Source organism: Chryseobacterium camelliae (assembly GCF_030818575.1).
In the GTDB taxonomy this organism is placed as follows: domain Bacteria; phylum Bacteroidota; class Bacteroidia; order Flavobacteriales; family Weeksellaceae; genus Chryseobacterium; species Chryseobacterium camelliae_A.
Window position 1 is genome coordinate 3,172,543 of the sequence record NZ_JAUTAL010000001.1, and the last position, 19,521, is coordinate 3,192,063.

Sequence of the window (19,521 nt, forward strand, 5' to 3'; positions counted from 1 at the left end):
ATTTGTTAACATATAATTAAATATATTTCAAATATTATTTTAATTTTGTAGGAATCCTAACATTTCATTTCATGAAAAGATTTCTACTAAGCTTGATCTTAATTTTCTTTACGGCTTTGCCCCTGTTCGGACAGAGGGATACTGAGCACTGGATTGCCCCTTACTATGATTCGTCTGGAGGGTACACCAATGCTTTATATTTATCTACAGATTCAACCACACCGTTTGAAGTAAAGATTTACAGCAATAATAACCAGATTGCCGCAGTAACCATAAGTAAAGGAAGCCCAGCAACATATACGGTTAACAACACCCTTATTTTGGCCTCTACTGCTACAAATGCTCTTACCGTTATTAACAAAGGGCTTTATCTTAATGCAGACAAACCTTTTTACTGCAGTTTAAGGCTGGCACAGCTTGCCCACGGAGAAATTATTACCAGTAAAGGAAAAGCCGGTATTGGTAAAGAGTTTTATGTCGCTACCAGCCCTAATACCAGCACAAGTACATTATACAACTTTACTGCCGGTATTTTGGCAACAGAAGACAATACGTCTGTTACGGTAACCTGGAATAACCCGGGATTAACCTTTTTCGGAGGATCTCCGGGAGGAAATACCCAGACTTTTACGTTAAACAAAGGACAATCTTACATATTGGCCGGTCCAGGAACAGCGAGTCCCAATCTATCCGGATTTATGGGAGCCAAAATCGTAGCTACAAAACCTGTTTCGCTAACCAACGGTAGCTGCAACGGTAATTTCGGATTAGGTTCTTCAGACGGCTCTGATGCAGTTCTCGATCAGTCAGTACCCGTAGAAAGACTTGGCAATACCTTCGCAATGGTTAAAACCAAATCCACTGTACCCAGTGAGAATATGGAGGGGGGAATTGTTATTGCTACAGAAGACAATACGCAAATATTCCTGAACGGATCTACTACTGCTATCGCAACCATTAATGCGGGCCAGTTCTATAGGATCAATGAAACGAATTATATCACGCAGCCCGGAGCCGGCACCCATGCCAATATGTTCATTTCCACATCCCATAACGTATATCTTTATCAGCTGGTTGCTGTAGGTGACAGTAATGCTACCTGCGGCTTCAACTATATTCCGCCTCTGAACTGTTTCTTACCGAGAAAAATTGATGAAATCGGAAAGATCAACGAAATGCCGAATATTACCAGTGCAATCAGCCTGAAACTGAATATCCTTACGGAAGCCGGAGCTTCGGTTCTGGTTAACGGTATAGCACCGACCGCTGCACAGGGACCATATCCTTTAACCGGGAATACCCAGTGGCAAACCTATGCTATTGAGGGAATCACCGGAAATGTAACCATCACGTCTACCAAAGCGGTAACTGCAGGAATTAACGGAGGATACAGTACCGCAGGATACGGAGGTTATTTTGCAGGGTTCTCATCTATCCCTGTTATTGCCAAGAAAAACGGAGACTGTATTCCGGGCATCACCCTGGAAGTAGATGATAGCTATGAAACCTATCAGTGGTCCCTGAATGGAGTTCCAATTAACGGAGCCACCAATAATACGTATGTACCTACCGTAGCCGGTAATTACACCGTAAAAGTAACAATGGGAACATGCCCGCCTGTAACCACTCCTGTTTACAAAGTGTTTGCCTGCCTTAAGCAAACGACAACGTCACTGAATGCATGTGCTACCAAAGTGATCAACCCGGCATTCTCTTATACAACTTCACAAACTCCCGTTCCAGGAACCGTAACCATTATTACTTATCCTACTCATGGAACAGCATCCATAAATGCATCAACAGGGGCCATTACCTATATTCCGCAGGCAGGATATCTAGGTCCGGACCAGATCGTGTATAAATTCTGCGGTAATGCACCTGAATTCATAGAATGCGAACAAGTGACCCTGAACCTGAATGTAGTACCATTTACCCTGAACGATGCAACAGTGAAAGCCTGTCAGTACAGCGGAAATGGCTATTTTGACCTTACAGCAGCAGATGTTACCAATTATACTCCTGTAACCAAAAAGTTCTACAAGACCCTCAATGACCTCAATGCATCAATTGAAATCAGCAATCCGGATCATTATTTTTCGGCAGAAGGGTTTGTTTACGTAAAAGTAACTACCAATGAGGGCTGTACAGGCGTTGCCAAAATCACTCTTGCATTCCTGCCTTCCCCTGTAGTTTATGAGGCTACTCTAAATGAATGTTTTGTAGAGAATAAAGAAAACATGGCCGTATTTAATTTAACTACAGCCAATGTTACTGCAGAAACTCCTGTAACTAAAATGTTTTATCCGACATTTACTGATGCAAGCAACGGGACTAATGTCATCATGAACAACCTTAACAGCTATCTATCTACGGACGGAGTACTGTATGTAAGGGTTATTAATTCCAATGGCTGTTATTCAATTGCAAAAATCAACCTTCACGTCATTCCTCCTAAAAGATCCGCGTTACTGGTAGACCAGTACATTTGTATCGATGACAGGACAACCATAGACGCAGGTCCCGGCTACCAGTCTTATCAGTGGAGTACGGGTGCGACAACGCAGGCAATTCAGGGCGTTCCTGTAGGTACGTACTGGGTTATCCTTAAAGATAACGGTTGCTTCGTTAAGCAGACTGTCAATATCAGAAAAGCTGAAGATCCGGTAATCAAGGAAATAGAAATTTCCAACAACACAGCTACTGTAATAGTAACGGGCGGAAAAGCACCGTATAAATATTCCGTAGACAATATGACCACATGGCAGGAATCCAATGTTTTCACTGGGCTTACCCGAGGTCAGCATACCTTCCATGTTAAAGATGCCTATGACTGTACTACTCCGATTTCCGTTGAAATAACAGTACCGAACCTCATCAATGTCATTACTCCGAATGGGGATAACAAAAATGATTATATTGATTATAGTGAGCTCGGCTACAAGGACAACCTTTCTTTTGTAATCTATGACCGATACGGTAATAAAATATTTACCGGAGACCGGTTCAATAATTACAAGTGGGACGGTAAGCATTTCGGGAAAAAGATCTCTACCGGAACCTATTGGTATCACATTAACTGGACTGAACCGAATAAACAGAAAACTCCGGTGAAATATACCGGATGGATCCTGGTGAAAAACATAGAATAACCACTAAAATAAAAACCACGATTACACCAATCGTGGTTTTTATTACTATACGTAAATTATCAAATACAATACAAATCCTAATTCCAGCCTATGAAAAAATTTTTATTCACTTTTCTATGTATTTTTTTTACTGCTAATATACTTTTTGCCCAAAGGGATACTGACCATTGGTTTGCTCCCTATTATGACAGCTCGTCTACCTCTTCAACCAATTACATCCATGGACTGTACTTCTCTACAGACTCCACCACACCGTTTGAAGTAAAGATTTACAGCAATAATGCTGTAATAGGAACGGTAAACATAAGCAAGGGAAATCCTCAGATGTTTTCATTAGGGGCTCAGTACATACGGACAATAGCTTCTTCAAGCGCTGCAGTACCTACTAATCTCGGGGTATATACAAAAGGGGATAGACCTTATTTTGCATCCCTCAGGATTTATAACTCTTCTCATGGCGAGATTATTACTTCCAAGGGTAAAGCAGGCATCGGAACACAGTTTTATGCTGCTGCGACACCCATGACCGTAAGCTCCTCTTCGAATAATTTCACTACAGGGATCATGGCTACAGAAGACAATACGACAGTAACCGTTTCCGGGTATGATCCTAATATACAGTTTATCAATGTATCCCAACCTACACCGCTTACGTTTACTATTACCCTTAATAAAGGGCAATCGTATATCTTAGCCGGCCTGGGAAATGTAATTGCCAACCGGGAAGGTTTCATTGGTGCTAAAATTGTTGCCGATAAACCTATATCTGTTACTAATGGTAATTCCAACGGATTTTATGCAACAACCACTTCCAGTGACGGCTCGGACCTTATTATGGACCAGTCTGTCCCGACCCAGCGTCTGGGTAACGAATTTGCCATGGTAAAAAGCATATCTACGAGCCCCAGCAATATGGAAGGCGGGATCATTATTGCTACGGAAAATAATACAGGGATTTATATCAACAATTCCACAACCCCTATCGCCACGATTGATGAAGGCGAATACTACCGTATTCTAGCCAATGCATATGCTACACAGGCAGGAGGTCACTCCAATATATACATCCGTACCACAAAGAATGTATATCTATATCAGCTTATAGGAGCGGGCTCTGCCAATAATACCGGAGGATATAATTATATTCCACCATTAAACTGCTTCCTTCCCAGAAAAATCGATGAAATAGGAAAGATCAACGAAATGCCTTCATACAACGGCAATGTAACATTAAAGCTCAACATTCTTACAGAAGCCGGTGCAGCAGTAACTGTAAACGGTGTTACACCTACAGCGGCCCAAGGGCCTTTTCCTCTTACGGGAAATACTCAATGGGTGACATATGCCATGCAGGGAATTACAGGAAATGTAACCATTACTTCCACAAAAGCTGTAACAGCAGGAGTCAACGGCGGTTACAGCACTGCAGGATATGGCGGATATTTTGCCGGGTTCTCCTCTATTCCGTTAATCTCTAAACAAACCGGAGATTGTATTCCCGGAATTAAGCTGGAAGTGGATGACAGTTATGATACCTACCAATGGTACCTGAACGGAAACCCTATTTCCGGGGCAACCGGTAATACTTACACGCCGACAGTCGCAGGGAATTATACCGTTAAAATTACGGTAGGATCCTGCCCGCCCGCCATTACGCCGGTATATAAGGTATTTACCTGCCTCCAGAAAACGAATAAGTCTATGACGGTATGTGAAGGATATCAAACAATCGTTCCTGATTTCACAAATTCTACACAAACCTATGTGCCAGGATCGGTAACCATCGTAACTCCTCCTGCAAACGGGACAGCTAGCATTGATCCTAATGGCGTCATCACTTATATACCGAATTTCGGTTATTTCGGAAATGATACATTTGTGTATAAATTCTGCGGCAATGCCCCTGAGTTTGTCGACTGTGAACAGGTGACCTTAACCCTTACCGTTTCCAAAAGCCCTGTTGTCAACAATGCTACGCTAAGGTCATGCTTTATAGAAAGCAATCCGGCTACGGCATTGTTCAATCTTACCGCTGCAGGAGTAACTACTGAAAACGGCATCACCAAAAAATATTATCCATCTCCTACAGACGCCGTTAATGGGACCAATGAGATCGGCAATCCGGCCAACTATATTGCTCCTAATGGAGTCGTATATGTCAAAGTGATCAATGCCAATGGCTGTTACAGGGTCGCTGAAGTTACCCTTGTGGTTCTCCCTCCGGTAACCTCCAGTGTGCTTATGGATAAAATTATTTGCATAGAAGACAAAACGACGTTGGATGCAGGTACAGGGTTTGCTGCCTATGAATGGAGCACAGGGGCCACAACATCTTCCATAAGTAATGTGGGCGTAGGAACTTACTGGGTAAAGCTTAAAACCGGAGACTGTGTAGCTGTTCAGACGGTCAAAGTATATGCTTCAGAGCAGCCTGTGATTTCAAATATAGAAATCAGCAATAGCACCGTCACGGTATATACTGTAGGCGGTACTGCACCATACCAATACTCACTGGATAATATCCACTGGCAGCAGTCTAATGTTTTTAACGAAGTACCGCGAGGAGATGGAACCGTGTATGTAAAAGATGCCTATGACTGTGAGCCCATCCATGTAACCATCACAGTTCCTAATCTTATTAATGTGATTACCCCTAACAGCGATGGTATCAACGATATCCTGGATTATTCGGCACTGGCGCATAAACCGAATTTCAAGTTCAGCATCTATGACCGTTACGGAACCAAAATCCACGAGGGCAATAAAACCAACGGATACCAATGGAACGGGCACATCAACGGACAAAAGAAGGTATCTACCGGAAACTACTGGTTTGACATCAGCTGGAATGAAAATAATGACAAAAAGACACCTGTAAAATACACCGGATGGATCATGGTGAAAAACAGGGATTGAAAATATTCCCCTTACTTTTAAAAACCGCGGTATACCTACCGCGGTTTTTTATTATTTTTCAGGCGATCAACCGTTTTTATTATTAAATTTGTGACAAAAGCGGTCACTGAATGAAGAAAATTCTATCTTTTATATTCCTGTTTTTTGTTTTCATCTGTACTTTTGCCCAGCTGGACAGGGAACACTGGTTTGCACCTATGGTAGACAGGACTACAGCGACGAATCCTTACCAGAGACTGTACCTGTCCACCAACAGAACAACACCGTTTCCGGTAAGCATTTATAACAATAATATCCTAATCGGTACGGTAACAATCAGTAAAAACAATCCTCAGAAATTTGACGTACTCAGGAATTATATCATTACTACTTTACAGACGGACCTTTTTACTCCTACAACAAAAGGACTGTATCTGAAAGCGGAGTTTCCTTTTTACGCCAACCTCCGGTTTTCTGTTATGAATCATGCCGAAATCATTACATCCAAAGGAATTCCTTCTACCGGTAAAAATTTCTATGTAGCTACTGCTCCTATCAGCGTAAACAACCAGATCCTGAATTTTATGACCAGCGTGCTGGCAACGGAGGACAATACCACGGTAACCATAACCGGCTATAAAAATACGGTTCAGTTTTCCAACGGAACAACCGGAGCAACCAATCCCACGCTTACATTTACTTTGAATAAAGGCCAGTCTTACATTATAGACGGTATTGGTACTATTGCAGGAAATTTCAATGGCTTTATCGGAGCGCATATTACTTCCACCAAGCCGGTCAATATTACGAACGGAAATTTTAACGGTCAATATGCAGGAAGTTTCCAGAACAATTCGGACATCCTGATGGACCAGTCCGTCCCTGTGGAAAGGCTGGGGAATGAATTTGCCCTGGTAAAAGGAAACGGAAGTATAGGCTCCAATATGGAAGGTGCCATCATCATTGCTACAGAAGATAATACCCAAATATTCGTCAATAACGAAACGGTTGCGCTGACCACTTTAAATACGGGGCAGTATTTTGTTGTCCCGGATTCAAAATACCAGCTTCACGGCAGCAGTCACTACAACCTGTACATCAGGACCTCCAAAAATGCTTATGTGTATCAGATCCTGGCTGGCGATTCCAATCCTTCCAATGAAGTGGCCACCGGCGGCTTTAATTTTATTCCTGCGCTCAACTGTTACCTGCCCAAGAAGATTGACGAATTGGGACTGATCAATGAAAATTTTGTCTACTCTATCAATAACCCTTCTGGTATCCTGAATATTCCCACTAAGCTGAACCTGATCACCGAAAGAGGCGCTGTCGTTAACGTCAATGGTGCCGTACCTCCTGTTTCTACAGGTCCCTTTGATATGACAGGAACCAATAATTGGGTTACCTACGGAATCCCCAATGTAACAGGGACACTTACGATTACTTCAACCAAAGCGATTACAGCAGGAATTACGGCAGGAACAGACGCTGTGGGTTACGGCGGTTTCTTTGCGGGCTTTCCTACCCAGCCAGTCATCCTGAAATCCGGTGGCGATTGTGCGCCGGGGATAGTTCTTACTGTAGACCCTATAATCTACGACACGTACCAGTGGTTTGTAAACAATACGCCCATCCCCGGGGCTACATCATCTTCCTACACGCCTACCCAATCCGGATATTATACCTGTTCGGTAACCATGGGAAGCTGTGCCCCGCTGATCACTGAAAAATTTAAGGTCTTAAATTGCACCAAACAGAGTACTGCCATCTATGATGTATGTACTTCCAAAACCATAACTCCGGCATTCAGCAGTTCAACACAGACTCCGGTTCCTTCCACAGCTGCGATTACCACAGCTCCAACGTTGGGAACAGCTACCGTAAATCCAGCGACAGGTGTTATCACCTACATCGTAAATAATCCGGGAACAACCGGAACCGACACTTTTACCTACACTTTCTGCGGTAATAACATCGACTTTCCGGATTGTGAAACGGTTACTGTAAACATCAATATTCAGGTCCTAACCGTAACCAACGCTTCACTCTCTGCCTGCACAGTCAATGGCCAGGGAACTTTTAACCTGACTACCGCCAATGTCACCTCCAGTTCCGGGACAACCGTTACTTATTACCCTACATTAACAGATGCACAGAACGAAAATCCAGCTGCACTGATCACAACCCCTACAGCGTACACAGCCGCTAACGGTACGATCATATATGCAGTGGTAAAAAATAACCTGGACTGTAAAAGCATTGCCCAGATTACCCTTACCCTCTTCCCTCTGGCAGTAGTAACAGAAAACTACACAGGAGCATTTTGCGATGATAACCTTGACGGAACCGTTACCATAACACTATCAGACATTACTGCTATTGTCCTGAACAACCCTTCGTATTTTACCAATGTCCGGTATTATGCTAATCTTAGCGACGCTACAGCAGGCAATAATAATATCCTGCCCAATACCTGGAGCTATACGACAGCGACAACGATTTACATCCGGGTAGAGTCTCCGAACGGATGTGCACCGGTAATTAAACCACTGAATTTTACGATAGGATCGAAAATTCCATTACAGAAAACCTCTCTGTCCATAAGTGTCTGTGATGATGACCTGGATGGGATAAAACAGGTCAGCCTTTCGTCTTATATCAGCCAGTTTACTACAGACCCCGCCGTTACAGTAACTTATCATGGAAGTCTTCAGGAAGCACAGAATGATGTGAATCCGCTGAACAATCCTATCAATCTGACAGGATCACAGACTATATATGTAAGATTTGAAAAAACCGGTGTCTGCCCTAATATTGCTTCCATTAATGTTACCATTAAAATCCCTAAAAAATCCGATCTTCTCACTGACCAGGTGATCTGCCCCAAAGCTAAGACCAACCTGGATGCAGGACCAAATTTTGAAAGCTATCATTGGAGCACAGGAGCGACGTCACAGTCTATCACCAATGTTCCTGCCGGAAATTATTGGGTAGACCTTACCTATCAGGGATGTGTATACCGGCAACATGTATCGGTTACCGAATCTCAGCTTCCGGTAATTACGTCTATAGAAATCAATGGCCAGGTAGTAACGGTAGGCGCAAGCGGCGGTAATCCTCCGTATGAATATTCACTGGACGGAGTGACATGGCAGAGTTCGAACGTTTTCAATAATGTACCGAGAGGAAACCATACGTTGTATGTCAGGGATTCCAAACGCTGCGAGGATGTGACAAGAACCTTCGTGATCATTAACCTGATCAATACCATCACGCCTAATGGTGACGGTACTAATGATGACATAGACTATTCTGCCCTGATGAACAATAAAAACCTTGAATTCAGAATTTTTGACCGGTATGGTGCAGAAGTTTTCAGGGGCACACCTTCTAACTGGTATACATGGGATGGCAATATGGGCGGAAGACCTGTAAATACAGCAACATACTGGTACTTTATCAGCTGGACGGAACTTGGCGGAACCACCACGGTTAAATATACCAGCTGGCTGCTGGTAAAACATAGATAAGTCTTTATTGGTCGGGAATTTGCATCAATCCGTAAACAGTATGCATTCTCATAACATACGTTAACATTTACCGGAAAAAGTTTAATATAACTTTAACCGTTGTAAAAGTTTTCAATGCATATAACTTGATGGATTTCTGTGTAATTTTGCCACATTATATGAACAAGTGTATCACCCTACTGCTGCTGATTTTTCTGATCAAAATCAATGCGCAACAATTTTCCGGAGAAGTTTTTATGAAAGACAATTCTGTCTTCTATCTCAATCAGGTATATGTTACAAATCTTAACACCCAGAAAACCGTTCTGACCAATTACAACGGAAATTTTACCCTAGCTGCTGCTCCGGGAGATGTCATACGCTTTACCTCTATTGTTACGGAAAGGAAAGATGTTAAACTATCCCCACAGATGCTGGATCAGAAGAACCTGATTGAGTTGAAAATTGCCTACCACGATATCCAGGAAGTTGTCATCAGCAGATTCAAACCTACCGGCAACCTCAGATATGATGTGAATGCACTGAGAAAAGAAGATAAAGGACTGGCCATTAAAAAAGTCATCGGGCTGCCTGAACCTAAAGGAGACGGTACACCGCCTCAGCTGCCTGTGGCAGGACTGAGGGATGGCGGACTGACTTTCAGTCTGGAAAGCATCTATGACATTCTTTCAGGGGAAAGAAAGAAAAAACAGCGGTATATGGCTTACGAAAAAATGAATACCTCCATTACACAGATTAAAAACTATCTGGGCAAGGATTATTTTGTTAAATTCAAAATACCGGAGAATCTTATTGACAATTTCCTTCAGTTTGTATACACTTCAGAAAATATTGAACCTTATGTATCGGTGGGAAATTTTGAAGCCGTAAAGGTCCCTATCGAAAAATATATACCGATCTATCAGCGGAGATTAAAGAACTCTCACCTTCAGGAAGTGATCAGTAAACCTTAAGGGTATTGAATTGATGAATTGATGTCCTGTCATGTAATTTACTGTTAACTTGTCTGGCATAAAGATTATTTTTTTAAATTTGTTCAACCGAAGGGATGTAAAACTGTCATTGATTACTGTTGCTTTTAAAACTATGGTCAAAAATACAAGGCTTTTTAATCTCTTAAAATTTGACCTGAATGAGAAAATTTATTTTAATCTTCAGCACGGTACTGTTTACCGGTCTTTCTGCCCAGAAAAAGGGCAAGGACTACAGTGATATCTTAAAAAGCAAAAATATCTACGAAATCAATGCCTTTCTCAGGGATGCCCATCCCGATGATCCCCGCAGGTCTGTCCTAAAGCCACGGGTAATGGAAATGATGAAGGAGTATATCAAAAATGCCCATCCTGCCGACCAGAAAGTCAAACAGATGCAGGAATGGCTGGCGATGCTCAAAAGAAGGCCGTCCACAAAAATTACCTTTGATGAGATGAATGCGATCATTAGGCAGAAACAGATCGCCAAGTATAAAGCTGAGCTGGCTGCCAAACAGCCTACAGTAGCATACACGCCCAGCAATCCCAGCAATGCCATTGTTACCGGGGCAGAAGCAGCGAGTACTGCGGCTATACCGGATGCAGAAGCAGAAGAATTCAATATGCTGATGACCGTATCTCCGGTAGAACACAAAAATAAAACGGTTAAGATCCTTAATTCCCTGTTTGATAATGATCCGATGAGCAAAGAATGTATTGTCCTGATAGAAAATAAATCAGACTGTAACATTATCATGCGGATGGAAGGTATCGGTACCATTAAATACAGGCTTCCTATCCCTGCCCGCAGTGATAATTCCATAGTAGTGCAAAAAGGTGACTACCTGTTTACCAGTATCGTATGTGGTGCTCAGTATGCTTCCCAGAAAACCATTCAGAAACCCGTGATGGTTTCTCTCGGCACATCAGCCTCAAAATAATCCTGTACCTATCGGTAATGACCATATGTGCATAAATTTTAGTACTTTTGCAGGGTTTTTATACAATCATGGGAAAGAATAAATTAGCAAGGTTTGCCGAAAATAAAATATTACCGAATGTCATCCAGCCAACCCGGGAAGAAGCTTTACAGGGCTTTGACCTGAAGGGCAAATGGAGAACTGATTTCTTTAAAAATGACCATCCCATCGTTCTGGAGCTGGGATGCGGGAAGGGAGAATATTCCGTAGGTCTTGCCAAGACTTTTCCTGAAAAGAACTTTATCGGAATAGACATTAAAGGCGCAAGGTTCTGGTTCGGTGCTAAGGAAGCAGTGGAAAACAATATGCATAATGTTGCCTTCTTAAGAACCCAGATTGAGCTTGTAGATTATTTCTTTGCAGAAAACGAAGTGGATGAAATCTGGATCACGTTCCCGGATCCGCAGATCAAGTACAAGCGTACAAAACACAGATTGACGCACCCGGATTTTTTAGCACGTTATAAGAAATTTCTTAAGCCAGGCGGAATTATCCATTTAAAGACCGACTCCGAATTCCTTCACGGATATACATTGGGTTATCTTCAGGGTGCAGGACATGAGATCATCACGGCTCACCATGATATTTACGGTGCTCCGGAATACGATCCGAAAACAGAACACCTGCGAGACATCAGGACATATTACGAAGAACTGTTCTCATCGAAAGGCAAAACCATAACCTATATAAAATTCCGGATCCACTGATGAAATAACATTTGATGAAAAATACAATTTTGATGGTTCTCATTTCTTTACTGGCAGCCTGTTCCCCTACCAAAGCCAGAAAGGAAAACGAGGATATTCTGACGACAACAGACATCAGCAGGATTGAAAAATATCTTGCATCTACCTATCCTGATGATCCCAGAAGAAGCATCCTGAAGCCTAAGCTCATTGCGTTAAAGAATGCGGCATGGACAAAAGGCAGGAAAGATGCCAAACCTATGGAAGCCAGGCCTGTGATGTATGAAATCTCCGGCAATGCCATTAAAAATTCCGGTTCTGCTGAAGCAGAAGAGTTTAAGCGCCTGATCACTGCAACATCACAAGGGCATACCGCTAAGACCCTAAAGCTTCTCAATACGCTTTTTGACCAGGATATAAGCAGTAAGGAAGTTATCATCCTGTTCAGGAATCTCTCAGACTGTAATATGATTTTAAGAATCCAGGGAAAGGATTTTTATAATCTGGCCGTTCCGGCAAAGGGCGATAATTTTATGGTCATCAACAAAGGAAATTATAAGCTTACCAGCAATGTATGCGATGTTATATACTCTTCCAGCAAAAATATTACATCAAGCCTGCTACTTACGATCCAAAATCCTGCACCATCCGGAAACGCACATGCTGAAATAAAAAAGTAAAAGCTTACATTTACTTGATAAAGCAAGTTTATGAAAAAGCATTTCAGTTTTTGTCTCTATATCATTGCCGCTGCAATAGCATACGGCTGTGGCAATAAAAATACTCCCGTGAGAACGTATCCTGTAAGAAAACCTGTCACAAGGACGTATAGTACCGGTAGCAGCACCTCTCCTGCAGCCCAGGTAGAACGAGAATACCAGAACCTCAGCAAGACCTATAAGCCTGAAACAGCCGCTGTGCTGACAGATCTGTTAAATGATTCTCCCAACAGCATCACAACGTCTTTTATGATCGAAAATAAATCCCGGTGTAATATTGTGTTAACCATCAGTGGCAATAATTATTTTAAAAAGATTCCGATTGGGGCCGGGAAAAACGGAGTAGTCATGGTCCCTAAAAACCAGACTTATAATCTTTCGGGAATGGTTTGTGATGCTGTATATCAGAAAACTAAGCTGATAACAGGCCCATCCCGCATTACATTATCAAACTGACCGCAGACCAGAAATGCATTCAATGCGAAGAACATTTCTCTTATTTTCTGAATTACTCAATCACAAAAAAACCATTGGATTGATCCAATGGTTTTAATATTTTAAAGAAAATCTTTAATTATTCAGCATCAAAGTCAGCATCTTTATCAGCAGATACTACTTCTCCTTCTTCTTTAGATTTTTCTTTGTCAGCTTTTCTCTGAGACTGACCTTCTTTGATAGAATCTGAAACAATATTCAGGATCATATCAATAGATTTAGAAGCATCATCGTTTCCTGGGATTACGAAATCAACTTTTCTTGGGTCAGAGTTTGTATCAACAATACCGAAAACAGGAATACCTAATTTCTTAGCTTCTGTTACAGCGATATGTTCTCTCATGATATCTACAACGAAGATTGCAGAAGGAAGTCTCACCATGTCAGCGATAGAACCTAAGTTCTTCTCTAGGTTAGCTCTTTGTCTGTCTACCTGTAATCTTTCTTTTTTAGATAAAGTTTCGAACGTACCGTCTTTTTTCATTTTGTCGATAGAGTTCATTTTCTTAACAGCCTTTCTGATCGTAACGAAGTTCGTTAACATACCACCCGGCCATCTTTCTGTAATATAAGGCATATTCAGTTCAGAAGCGTGTTTTGCCACCACTTCTTTCGCCTGCTTCTTAGTAGCTACGAAAAGAACTTTTTTACCTGCAGAAGTTAATTTTTCTAAAGCGCTGCAAGCTTCATCCAATTTAACAGCTGTTTTATGTAAATCTACGATGTGAATACCATTTTTCTCCATGAAAATGTATGGAGCCATATTTGGGTTCCACTTTCTGGTCATGTGACCGAAGTGTACACCAGCCTCTAAAAGGTCTTTTACATTTGCTTTTGCCATGTCTTTGTTTTTTGTTAGTTTACTTTCCGTCTTTTAAACAATCAACAACTTCTTTAGATGGGAGAAGCGTTTGGATGCTAAACGTAACGGGCAATTGTTGCTTTAAGCTTCAGGCAGTAAGCCGTAGGCTTTGAAGCGAATTAAAAATTTTAATAAGTTTTTCAAAAAGCTTATTGCATATTGCTTTAAGCTTATCGCAATTCTTAACGTTTTGAGAATTGGAATCTCTTTCTCGCTTTTTTCTGACCTGGCTTCTTTCTTTCCACCATTCTTGCGTCTCTTGTAAGTAAACCAGCTGGTTTCAATGCTAATCTGAACTCAGCGTTGATTTCGCATAAAGCTCTTGAAATCCCTAATCTGATTGCTTCTGCCTGTCCTGTATTTCCACCACCGAATACGTTTACGGTAACGTCATACTGACCAACAGTCTCAGAAAGGATAAATGGTTGGTTTAATTTGTAAACCATTACATCTGTAGAGAAGTATTCCTTAGCATCTTTACCGTTTACTGTAATGTTACCAGTTCCTGGCTTTACGTAAACTCTTGCTACAGAAGTTTTTCTTCTTCCGATTTTGTGAACTGTAGACATATTAATTATTTAAATTCGTTAACATTAATTGTTTTAGGCTGTTGAGCTTCATGTTTGTGCTCAGTTCCTTCATATAAGTAAAGGTTCTTCAGTAAAGCAGCTCCCAATCTGTTTTTAGGCAACATCCCTTTTACAGATTTTTCCAATACTTTTAAAGAATCTTTCTTTTGAAGTTCAGCCGCAGTCATAGACTTCTGTCCTCCAGGATATCCTGTATGCCAGATGTAAGTCTTGTCGTCCCACTTGTTTCCGGAAAGGGTAACTTTCCCAGCGTTCAAAACGATAACGTTATCACCACAATCTACGTGAGGTGTAAAGTTTGTTTTGTGCTTACCTCTCAAAATCTTTGCAACCGTAGAAGCTAGTCTTCCTAACGGCTGTCCTTCAGCGTCTACCACAACCCATTCTTTATTCGCAGTAGCTTTGTTCGCTGAAACAGTTTTGTAACTTAATGTATTCACACGTTTTAGTTAAAGATTAAACATAATTTCCCCCTAAAAGGGTGTGCAAAGGTATGAATTATTTTTGTAACGAAAAAACTTATTTTATGTATTGGCTGACATAGGATCAGATTTCAACCTGATGACAGACATGAAAGCTGGAAATTAAAACCTAATGATAAGCATTCAAATCATAAGAAAGTAATGTCTTAAATCTGACCAGGGTATGCAGGACATGATCTGGAAAATTACGGCTTAGCCTCTAAGTGATTTATTGCCCCTGAAGCTTGCAATAAGATAGTAGGCGACAAATACTGTTGAGAATTTCAGGATGGATGGGATAGCCAGCTCAAGATTAAATATAAGGGTACCGATCAAAACCAATATTGCCATAGCCGCGAATGAAAGCCCAAGTTTCTGAGGCAATGTAAAATCTGGCGTATCCAGATAATAGGCAATACCCCAGGCAAAGCCGAAAGCAACTGCATAAAAAATATCCAGTGCGATATTCTCTGAACTGTAAAAGAAATAATTGATCAGAAAACTGATCACTGTGCCCAAAGCAAAATATAATAAAGCCTTTTTCATACCCATATTAATAGGATGCAAAAATAGAGAAATTAATCTGAGAATAGATATTTAGAATGAACTGACGGTTTTATTAAAACAGTTCTGATTCCATGGTGTATTTCAGGTTCCCACTTCTAACAAATGTTTGTTAACGGTCAACAGACGCAAACAATTACACATATAACAAATTGAAAATTAACATATTAAACATAAAACAAAGGTTGTTATTTTATTATTATATTTGAGAATTCAGAAATGTTTTAGATTTTTATGGAAACCCAAAAATATACTCCAAACAATAAAGTAAGAATTGTAACGGCTGCATCGCTATTTGATGGCCATGATGCTGCCATCAATATCATGCGCCGTGTCATCCAGGGAACAGGATGTGAAGTCATACACCTCGGTCACGACAAATCCGCTGAAGAAGTGGTAAACACTGCCATTCAGGAAGATGCTAATGCAATTGCCCTGACTTCCTACCAGGGAGGGCATAATGAATATTTCAAATATATTTATGACCTTCTCAGGGAGAAGAATTCACCGCAGATCAAGATTTTCGGCGGTGGCGGCGGGGTAATCCTTCCTGAAGAGATAAAAGACCTCATGGATTACGGAATCGACAGGATTTATTCCCCGGATGACGGCCGTGAGCTGGGCCTTCAGGGGATGATTGACGATCTGGTAAACAGGTCAGATTTCGCAACGGGTAAGGAAGTAACAGCGGAAGATCTCAACTCCATCAGCTTTGAAAACCCGACAAGCATTGCCAAAATCATTTCAGCGGTTGAGAATTTCTCCGATGAAAAACCGGAGCTGGTAAAAGCCATTGATGAGCAGTCGAAAGACCTGCATATCCCGATAATCGGGATTACCGGTACAGGAGGTGCCGGAAAGTCTTCTTTAACAGATGAACTGGTACGACGTTTCTTACGCTCCAATACCGATAAAAAGATCGCCATTATTTCCATTGACCCTTCCAAAAAGAAAACAGGAGGGGCACTTTTAGGAGACCGAATCCGTATGAATGCAATCAATGATCCGAGAGTCTACATGCGTTCCATGGCAACCAGGGAAAACAATGTTTCCGTCTCCCCATTCATTCAGTCGGCACTCAATGTCCTGAAACTGGCCCATCCGGATGTAATCATCCTGGAAACTTCGGGTATCGGACAATCAGGTTCGGAAGTTTCTGATTTTGCCGATGTTTCCATGTATGTGATGACGCCTGAATACGGAGCTTCCACACAGCTGGAGAAAATCGACATGCTGGATTATGCAGACCTGGTCGCTTTAAATAAATCTGACAAAAGAGGCGCGCTGGATGCCCTGCAGGCCGTAAGAAAGCAGTTCCAGAGAAACCATCTTTTATGGGAACAGCCATTGGATGAAATGCCGGTTTATGCTACCAAGGCCTCCCAGTTTAATGACCATGGGACTACGGAACTTTACAATAGGCTGGTTTCTAAAATCAACGATAAATTTGCTGATTTAAATCTGAAACCTTTTTCAGAACAGGAAATCACGGAAGAGGTAACGATTATCCCTCCAAAAAGGGTGCGCTACCTTTCTGAAATTGTGGAAAACAACAGGCAATATGACGCTGCCGTTGAAAAACAGGCAGAACTGGCGAGAACCCTGTATCATATTGACGGAGTAAAGAAAATTATTTCCAGCGAAACTCTGGATGCCGAGTACCAGAAGGCTGAAAAGGAGCTTCAGCAGGAGAATATCGACTTCCTGAAAACCTGGGACGACACTAAAAAAGCTTTTCATGCTGAGTTCTATTCTTATTTTGTTAGAGGGAAAGAAATCAAAGTAGAGACTTCAACTGAATCCCTGTCACATTTGAGAATCCCTAAAATAGCCTTGCCCAAATACAACGACTGGGGCGACCTGATCAAATGGAAAGGCCAGGAAAACCTTCCGGGAAGCTTTCCTTACACCGCGGGAATTTATCCGTTCAAAAGAACCGGAGAAGACCCCACCCGGATGTTCGCCGGGGAAGGCGGTCCCGAAAGGACAAACAGGAGATTTCATTACGTTTCTGCTGAAATGCCGGCCAAACGTCTTTCCACTGCATTCGATTCTGTTACCTTATATGGACAGGACCCTGCCCTTCCGCCGGACATTTACGGAAAAATCGGAAATGCAGGAGTTTCCATCGCCACTCTGGATGACGCCAAAAAACTATATTCGGGCTTCGACCTGGTAAATGCCCTGACTTCCGTTTCGATGACCATTAACGGACCTGCACCGATGCTGCTGGCATTTTTCATGAATGCAGCCATTGACCAGAATGTAGAGAAATATATTGTAGAAAACGGACTGGAATCTAAAGTTGAAGATGTTTTAAAAGCAAAATTCGATGAGAAAGGATTGGCAAGACCGAAATATAATGGGGAACTTCCCCCTTCCAACAATGGTTTAGGTTTACAACTTTTAGGCATCACCGGAGATGAAATCATCCCGGCAGAGGCATATGCTGAAATCAAGGCCAAAACCATTGCAACGGTTCGCGGTACAGTTCAGGCGGATATCTTAAAAGAAGACCAGGCTCAGAATACCTGTATCTTCTCCACTGAATTTGCACTGAGGCTTATGGGTGATGTTCAGGAATACTTCATCAAAGAAAAAGTGAGGAACTTTTATTCCGTTTCCATTTCAGGATACCATATTGCAGAAGCGGGCGCCAATCCGGTTTCCCAGCTTGCTTTTACCCTCGCTAATGGATTCACCTATGTGGAATATTACCTTTCCAGAGGCATGGATATCAACGACTTTGCCCCTAACCTGTCTTTCTTCTTCTCCAATGGAATCGATCCTGAATATTCTGTGATCGGCCGTGTGGCCAGAAGGATCTGGGCCAAAGCCATGAAGCTGAAATACGGCGCCGATGAAAGAAGTCAGATGCTGAAATACCACATCCAGACTTCCGGACGTTCACTTCATGCCCAGGAAATTGATTTTAATGATATCAGAACTACCTTACAGGCACTTTATGCCATCTATGACAACTGTAATTCCTTGCACACGAATGCGTATGATGAAGCAATCACGACACCTACGGAACAATCCGTGCGAAGGGCAATGGCCATCCAGCTGATCATCAACAAAGAACTGGGACTGGCCAAAAATGAAAACCCGCTTCAGGGCTCATTTATTATTGAAGAATTAACAGACCTGGTTGAAGAAGCCGTTTATGCTGAATTCGACCGTATTACGGAAAGAGGCGGCGTACTGGGTGCCATGGAAACCATGTACCAGCGTTCCAAAATCCAGGAGGAATCCATGCATTACGAATGGCTGAAACATACCGGCGAGTATCCGATTATCGGGGTAAATACGTTCTTAGGAAAAGACGGTTCACCAACAGTCCGCCCGGGAGAGGTTATCCGTTCTACGGAAGAAGAGAAACAGGCACAGATTGAAGCCCTGCATAATTTCCAGAATGCCAATTCCGGTAAATCTGAGGAAGCCCTGAAAAATTTACAGTATGCCGCCATCAATCAGCAGAACCTGTTTGAGGTGATGATGGACGCCGTAAAATACTGTTCATTAGGCCAGATTACCAATTGCCCTGTTTGAAGTGGGTGGAAAGTATAGAAGAAATATGTAGTACTTAGCCAGACTGGCTAATTTTAATACAACCCTT

Annotated in this window: 12 protein-coding genes and 1 pseudogene; 9 read left to right on the forward strand and 4 right to left on the reverse strand. The window is 41.9% G+C overall.

The window, feature by feature from the left end:
• Positions 1–71: 71 nt before the first annotated feature.
• From QE404_RS14530 to QE404_RS14565, 8 genes are all read left to right on the forward strand, one after another.
• On the forward strand, positions 72–3,149 hold the full coding sequence (locus QE404_RS14530) for a T9SS type B sorting domain-containing protein (RefSeq protein ID WP_307453961.1): 3,078 nt from the start codon (positions 72–74) through the stop codon (positions 3,147–3,149).
• A gap of 90 nt (positions 3,150–3,239) precedes the next feature.
• Complete coding sequence (locus QE404_RS14535) at positions 3,240–6,065, forward strand: T9SS type B sorting domain-containing protein (protein WP_307451636.1); 2,826 nt, start codon at positions 3,240–3,242, stop codon at positions 6,063–6,065.
• Between the two features lie 110 nt (positions 6,066–6,175).
• Positions 6,176–9,574: a T9SS type B sorting domain-containing protein gene (locus QE404_RS14540; RefSeq protein ID WP_307451638.1), complete on the forward strand. Its 3,399-nt coding sequence runs from the start codon at positions 6,176–6,178 to the stop codon at positions 9,572–9,574.
• Between the two features lie 158 nt (positions 9,575–9,732).
• Positions 9,733–10,527 (forward strand): hypothetical protein, encoded by a 795-nt coding sequence (locus tag QE404_RS14545; RefSeq protein ID WP_307451640.1) that lies wholly within the window; start codon positions 9,733–9,735, stop codon positions 10,525–10,527.
• A gap of 179 nt (positions 10,528–10,706) precedes the next feature.
• Complete coding sequence (locus tag QE404_RS14550) at positions 10,707–11,486, forward strand: DUF6759 domain-containing protein (RefSeq protein WP_307453962.1); 780 nt, start codon at positions 10,707–10,709, stop codon at positions 11,484–11,486.
• A 68-nt stretch (positions 11,487–11,554) separates the two neighbouring features.
• A complete protein-coding gene (gene trmB / locus QE404_RS14555; protein ID WP_307451645.1) occupies positions 11,555–12,232 on the forward strand; it encodes a tRNA (guanosine(46)-N7)-methyltransferase TrmB in 678 nt (225 codons plus the stop codon).
• Between the two features lie 14 nt (positions 12,233–12,246).
• Positions 12,247–12,891, forward strand: a complete 645-nt coding sequence (locus tag QE404_RS14560; protein WP_307451647.1) for a DUF6759 domain-containing protein — start codon at positions 12,247–12,249, stop codon at positions 12,889–12,891.
• Positions 12,892–12,921: 30 nt separating this feature from the next.
• Complete coding sequence (locus QE404_RS14565) at positions 12,922–13,386, forward strand: DUF6759 domain-containing protein (protein WP_307453964.1); 465 nt, start codon at positions 12,922–12,924, stop codon at positions 13,384–13,386.
• A gap of 118 nt (positions 13,387–13,504) precedes the next feature.
• On the opposite strand, the gene rpsB is transcribed toward QE404_RS14565, so the two are convergent.
• From rpsB to QE404_RS14585, 4 genes are all read right to left on the reverse strand, one after another.
• The gene (gene rpsB / locus QE404_RS14570; protein ID WP_100075798.1) at positions 13,505–14,266 is read right to left on the reverse strand and encodes a 30S ribosomal protein S2; all 762 of its coding nucleotides are present in this window, start codon (positions 14,264–14,266) and stop codon (positions 13,505–13,507) included.
• 203 nt (positions 14,267–14,469) lie between these two features.
• Positions 14,470–14,856, reverse strand: a complete 387-nt coding sequence (gene rpsI, locus QE404_RS14575; RefSeq protein ID WP_072883409.1) for a 30S ribosomal protein S9 — start codon at positions 14,854–14,856, stop codon at positions 14,470–14,472.
• Between the two features lie 5 nt (positions 14,857–14,861).
• Positions 14,862–15,317: a 50S ribosomal protein L13 gene (gene rplM / locus QE404_RS14580; protein WP_100075799.1), complete on the reverse strand. Its 456-nt coding sequence runs from the start codon at positions 15,315–15,317 to the stop codon at positions 14,862–14,864.
• 234 nt (positions 15,318–15,551) lie between these two features.
• Entirely contained in the window at positions 15,552–15,884 is a 333-nt protein-coding gene (locus QE404_RS14585; RefSeq protein ID WP_307451654.1) for a hypothetical protein, read from the reverse strand.
• A 252-nt stretch (positions 15,885–16,136) separates the two neighbouring features.
• On the opposite strand from QE404_RS14585, the pseudogene QE404_RS14590 reads away from it, so the two are divergent.
• Positions 16,137–19,485, forward strand: a pseudogene (locus QE404_RS14590) (methylmalonyl-CoA mutase family protein).
• The last annotated feature ends 36 nt before the right edge of the window (positions 19,486–19,521 follow it).